At 53.0% G+C, this 1,054-nt stretch carries 1 protein-coding gene; it reads right to left on the bottom strand.

Annotated features, from left to right (window positions below):
- Window positions 1-53 precede the first annotated feature (53 nt).
- Window positions 54-1,022 carry an IS5 family transposase gene (locus GKAS_RS23325; RefSeq protein WP_072193960.1) on the bottom strand — a complete coding sequence of 323 codons (969 nt, stop codon included), beginning with the start codon at window positions 1,020-1,022 and terminating at the stop codon, window positions 54-56.
- Window positions 1,023-1,054: the final 32 nt, after the last annotated feature.

Here is a 1,054-nt window from a genome sequence, read left to right as displayed (position 1 = left end):
CTTTGTTGAATAAATAAGATTTCGTGCGAACGACCCTGTAGCTGGCTGGATTTTCAGGCAATACGCACGCTTTCTGGCATCCCGGCCTTTGTCATCCTGTTCAACGCACGCACCATGGCCATAGCTTCCGCTACCTGACCATCGTAGTCACGCAGCGTCAGTGAATCTCCCAACAACTGCTTCATTCTGTACATTGCCGTTTCCGCTATCGAGCGACGGTTATATTCCGTTGTCCATTTCCACCGTGCATTGCTTCCGCTCAGCCGCTGATTAGCAACGGCACGGTTGCGGTCTGCGTACTCACCGGGCCAGTAACCTGCTCCTTTTCGGGGAGGAATAAGCGCGCTGATTTTTTTGCGGCGCAGTTCATCGTGACAGAGCCGGGTATCGTAAGCCCCGTCTGCCGCGGCTGCCCTGATTTTTCTGTGAGTCTGCCGGATAAGGCCCGGGAAGGCTTCTGAGTCCGTGACGTTATTCAGCGACAGGTCTGCACAGACAACTTCATGTGTGTTGCTGTCAACAGCAAGATGCAACTTTCGCCAGATACGACGGCGCTCTTTGCCGTGCTTTCTGACTTTCCATTCGCCTTCACCAAAGACCTTCAGCCCGGTGGAATCAATCACCAGGTGTGCGATTTCACCCCGAGTGGACGTTTTGAAACTGACATTAACCGACTTTGCCCGCTTACTGACACTGGTGTAATCCGGGCAGCGCAACGGAACGTTCATCAGGGCAAAAATGGAATCAATAAAACCCTGCGCAGCCCGCAGGGTCAGCCGGAATACGCGTTTAATCACCAGAACGGTGGTGATGGCGAGATCAGAATAGCGCTGGGGCCTTCCCCGTGATGAAGGCGTTGCCGACTCATACCAGGCCTGAATCGCCCCATCATCCAGCCAGAAAGTGAGGGAGCCACGGTTGATGAGAGCTTTGTTGTAGGTGGACCAGTTGGTGATTCTGAACTTTTGCTTTGCCACGGAATGGTCTGTGTTGTCGGGAGGATGCGTGATCTGATCCTTCAACTCAGCAAAAGTTCGATTTATTCAACAAAGCC

The organism is Kluyvera ascorbata ATCC 33433 (assembly GCF_000735365.1).
GTDB classification, from domain to species: domain Bacteria; phylum Pseudomonadota; class Gammaproteobacteria; order Enterobacterales; family Enterobacteriaceae; genus Kluyvera; species Kluyvera ascorbata.
Note: the sequence above shows the minus strand (reverse complement) of the source record. Positions and strands in the feature narration are given on the sequence as shown.